Source organism: Peribacillus sp. (assembly GCF_059453735.1).
In genome coordinates, this window is the sequence record NZ_JAZVJO010000241.1 from 1 (window position 1) to 3,888 (window position 3,888).

General features: G+C 39.5%; 5 protein-coding genes. 2 read left to right on the forward strand and 3 right to left on the reverse strand.

Annotated elements, in window-relative coordinates; all coding sequences use genetic code 11:
* Positions 1–491, forward strand: a 491-nt coding sequence (locus AC52RT_RS07525; RefSeq protein WP_495540169.1) for a thioredoxin domain-containing protein, incomplete at its 5' end; no start/stop codon positions are given.
* A 46-nt stretch (positions 492–537) separates the two neighbouring features.
* The gene (locus AC52RT_RS07530; RefSeq protein WP_495540170.1) at positions 538–1,599 is read left to right on the forward strand and encodes a DmpA family aminopeptidase; all 1,062 of its coding nucleotides are present in this window, start codon (positions 538–540) and stop codon (positions 1,597–1,599) included.
* A 72-nt stretch (positions 1,600–1,671) separates the two neighbouring features.
* Here the strand turns inward: AC52RT_RS07530 and AC52RT_RS07535 are convergent, their stop codons facing one another.
* The 3 genes from AC52RT_RS07535 to AC52RT_RS07545 all read right to left on the reverse strand — a co-directional run.
* Positions 1,672–2,628, reverse strand: a complete 957-nt coding sequence (locus AC52RT_RS07535; RefSeq protein WP_495540171.1) for a bile acid:sodium symporter family protein — start codon at positions 2,626–2,628, stop codon at positions 1,672–1,674.
* Positions 2,629–2,788: 160 nt separating this feature from the next.
* Positions 2,789–2,974 (reverse strand): hypothetical protein, encoded by a 186-nt coding sequence (locus AC52RT_RS07540; RefSeq protein WP_495540172.1) that lies wholly within the window; start codon positions 2,972–2,974, stop codon positions 2,789–2,791.
* A 103-nt stretch (positions 2,975–3,077) separates the two neighbouring features.
* Positions 3,078–3,888 (reverse strand): endonuclease/exonuclease/phosphatase family protein (locus AC52RT_RS07545; RefSeq protein ID WP_495540173.1); only part of this gene is annotated, 811 nt, incomplete at its 5' end.

Genomic DNA, 3,888 nt, shown 5'->3' on the forward strand with positions numbered 1-3,888 from the left:
ATAGTGAAGCACCTGTTAAGGTTGAAGTGTTTTTAAATTTAGCATGTCCGTATTGTGCAACATTTTTTAGTTTGGCGGAAGAGACTTTAAAAGACTACATAGATAATGATCAAATCACTTACATTGTTAACCACTATGATAAGCCAAGGGAAATGCTGTTAAACGGGACATTAGTTAATTTATTTCTAGATTACGAGGATACGTCCCGTGTAAGAGAAATTATGAAGGAATTATTTGAAACACAAGAACAATGGTACCAATTGAATAATCAAGAAATAAAAAAGCTATTGACAGATAACTATCAATTAAAGGAAGAACCAAAGAACACGGATATCAGTCTGAAGGTAACTGCTGAGGCCATTCAAAGACAGGTAAAAATGGTGCCTACGGTTTTTATTAATAACAAGGAATACCAATATCCAACTGAGATCTCAGCAGCTGAATTAACCGCTGAGATTGAGTCGGCACTAGCTAGTAAAATTACGTATTAGAACAGAAGGAGCATAGTCTCCTGTCTGTTTTGCCTTGGAGGACTTCATGGAAAAAGTAAAAGGCCTTAAAATAGGTAAGCTGCCAGCAGGAAAGAAGAATTGTATTACGGATGTTGCAGATGTAAGAGTAGGGCATGTTACACTGGATTTTCCGTTAGATGCAGATGGAGAGGAAGCGGCTTGCACGGGTGTGACCGCCATTCTGCCGCATGGAGGAAATCTATTTAAGGAAAAACTAACAGCGGCAAGTTATGTTCTTAATGGTTTCGGTAAGTCGACTGGACTTGTCCAAGTTAATGAACTTGGTGTTCTTGAGTCACCCATTATGCTGACGAATACGTTTGGAGTTCCTGCGGTTACTCAAGGGACGCTGGAATATATGCTGAAACAAAATCCTGAGATTGGGGAGACAACCGGAACGATAAATATTGTTGTTGGGGAATGTAATGATAGTTATCTAAATTCTATTCGACATTTCACAGTTCATTCTAAGCATGCAGTGGAAGCGATTCAAAAGGCGGTTGGAGATAAGGCTGAAGAAGGAGCGGTTGGAGCAGGGAAAGGGATGATTTGTTTCGGATTTAAAGGAGGGATAGGGACCTCTTCAAGAGTGATTAAACTAGATGAATTGGAGATACAGTATACAATTGGCTGTCTGGTTTTAAGTAACTTTGGCAAAGAAGAGGAATTTTTAACAGATACATATGCGGGGCTGACAGAGACTCTTCAGCAGGGGCTAGCTGAGACATCTGACGGATCCATTATTATTATTTTAGCAACGGATGCTCCGTTAAGTGACAGACAGTTGTTAAGAGTAATAAAGCGTTGTGGAATCGGGCTTGGCAGGACGGGGAGTAATGTGAGTCACGGAAGCGGGGATATTGTGATTGGTTTTTCAACAGCTCAAAGAATTCCGCACGACTCTGAAAGCCCCTATGAAACATATAAACTGTTACGAGAGGACCATTTCATATTTAACCAATTATTTGTTGCTGCCGCTGAAGCTACAGAAGAAGCAATCTTACATTCACTTTTACAAGCTGAAACAACCAAAGGCAGAAAAGGGCGTATCGTTCATCAATATTCTAACCGAAAAGAAGGAAGCTAAAAGGCGTAATCACTTACGCCAGAGTATATGAATCTTCCAAACTTATCATATTGAACATGTCGACTAGTCGCTTTAGCTAGCTAGATCCACTTTCTTTTTATAATAACGATCAACGAAATGCCCGAAATTGGAAGCGAGAATTTGTTGGAAAAGCATCCCGACTACCACAGGAACAGCGACCTGAGCTGGGAAGTAGGACACAGCAAGAACTGCGCCAGCACTAATGTTGCGCATCCCGCCTAAGAATGTCAACGCGACGACATTTTCTCGCTCCATCTTCATGCGAATTCCCATAACAAAAGAAAATAAATACCCAGTGAATGCAATGATAAACACAACAATAATAATGGAGAATAGCTTCCAATCAATCGTACGTAAATAGGGTGCAATAATAGAACTATTTAACAAAACGACGATTCCTAGGAATAGTTTTGAAAAAGGTGAAAGATAGGGGGCAAGCGTTACTTTTGCCTTTCCGTTGGTTACCTGGTTACAAACCATTCCAGCAATGGAAGGGATAACAACCATCCATAACAAACCGCTCATCATGCCGAAAATATCCATTTCGATTTTTTCACCAACTAAAATGGCCATGGAAAATGGAACAATAAAAGGAGATAAAAACGTATCAATTAAAATAAGTGTAAGGGTAAGCGCAATATTTCCTCGATAAATGGTCACCCAGATAACACTTGTAATACCTGTTGGGATAATCATACCAAGAATTAGGCCGGTAATCGTATGAATATCACCACTGAACACTACATGTCCAACCCCCCACGCCCAAAGCGGCATAATCACATGGAGAATACACAAGGTAAGTAGAATAGGCTTAGGATGAGCGACTACATGTTTAAATGATTTGAAAGTCGAACCCAAACTTCCTGTAAAGGTTATACATGCAAATAACCAAGGTACCAAAAACTTATAACTCTCTACATACGGAGCTAGAATCACGCCAAGGATAACACTAATTGGGGTGATATAGGCCATTTTCCCTTCTAAAAAAATATTCATTTTTTGAAGCATTACCTGTACACTCCTTCAAGATGAAACTCCGTTCATTATATCGTGAATATTCCGGCAAAGGAAAATAAATAGTGAGGGAAGATAGGAAATCTAATTGATATATGAAGGAGAATTTTAAGCAGCTATTTTAGCGGCTATATAAAAAGAGGTTCGAAAAGTTTCATTCCGAACCTCTTTTGCCTTTTGAACATATTTTATGGAAGTTTTCCTGCTTATCAAGTTGTCTGTCACTGGTGCGTTCCTTAATGACCTTTGTTTCTTCTTTTGCAGGAGCGTATGCATTGATGCGGCTTACCGCCCGCCTGAGGATAAGCGAAGCGCCTTTCACTGCAATCAACAGCCCCATTTTAAAACTAAAAAAAGAAGACTGTAGACAAACTTGATTAACACCCGAGTTTGTCTACAGTCTGAGATCCACACACACAATGTGCGGATCTTTTTACTTTCTCTTAGCTTTCCCATTCTACACTAATACCAAAATGATCAGAAATGATCGGATAGTTTTTCCCATTAAAGATGACCTCAGAGTAGTGAACGTGAATCGGTGTATTGGTAAAAATAAAATCAATTCGTAGTGGTTCGTGATTGTCAGACCAACCATCTATTTGCTTTTGGATGGTATATCCATTATCACGTTTAGAAGCTAGGTGATAGGTGTCCAACCAGTTTTTCGTTACTAAGGAATATCCTTCGTCTGACGATTGGGCAGGATTGTTTAAATCACCTAGTAGAAAAATAGGACCAGCTAGTACTGAAAAATGAGCTTCACAGGCTGTCCATTGATCTGCGAAGGCTTCGCGTTCGTCATTCCACCATCCGAGATGAAGGTTAAAGTACCAAGTATCTTGAACTTGAATTCCAAGAACTTTACGAGATTTATAATCCGTATAATCGGTTGATTGTGAGGCATAAAAGGTCTGAATGTTTTGAATAGGGAAGCGGCTTAAGAAGGCTAAGCCCTCATCATACATACCGTACCCAATATGTGACGGTTCCCAGGTCCAATTGTAATGAAACCCTTTTGCAGCAAGTTTCTGCTGCAAAAGCCATACGAAATTATCTTTTTTGATTTGATTACCTAACGTTGAAGCTTGATAGTTTGGTAGATGACTAGCATCAATGGATTCTTCCTTAATGGTTTGGTTGACCTCCTGCAGCGAAATGAGATCATAGCCTGCAGTAATAATAGCATCACACAGGATATCTAGTTTTTCTAGTTGTTTTTCTTCCAGCCAACTATGTGTATTTAAGGTTAGTAGT

Coding starts and splice junctions, on each gene's coding strand:
- AC52RT_RS07535 (WP_495540171.1), bottom strand. CDS start 2,628: ATGCTTCAAAAAATGAATATTTTTTTAGAAGGGAAAATGGCCTATATC.
- AC52RT_RS07530 (WP_495540170.1), top strand. CDS start 538: ATGGAAAAAGTAAAAGGCCTTAAAATAGGTAAGCTGCCAGCAGGAAAG.
- AC52RT_RS07540 (WP_495540172.1), bottom strand. CDS start 2,974: ATGGGGCTGTTGATTGCAGTGAAAGGCGCTTCGCTTATCCTCAGGCGG.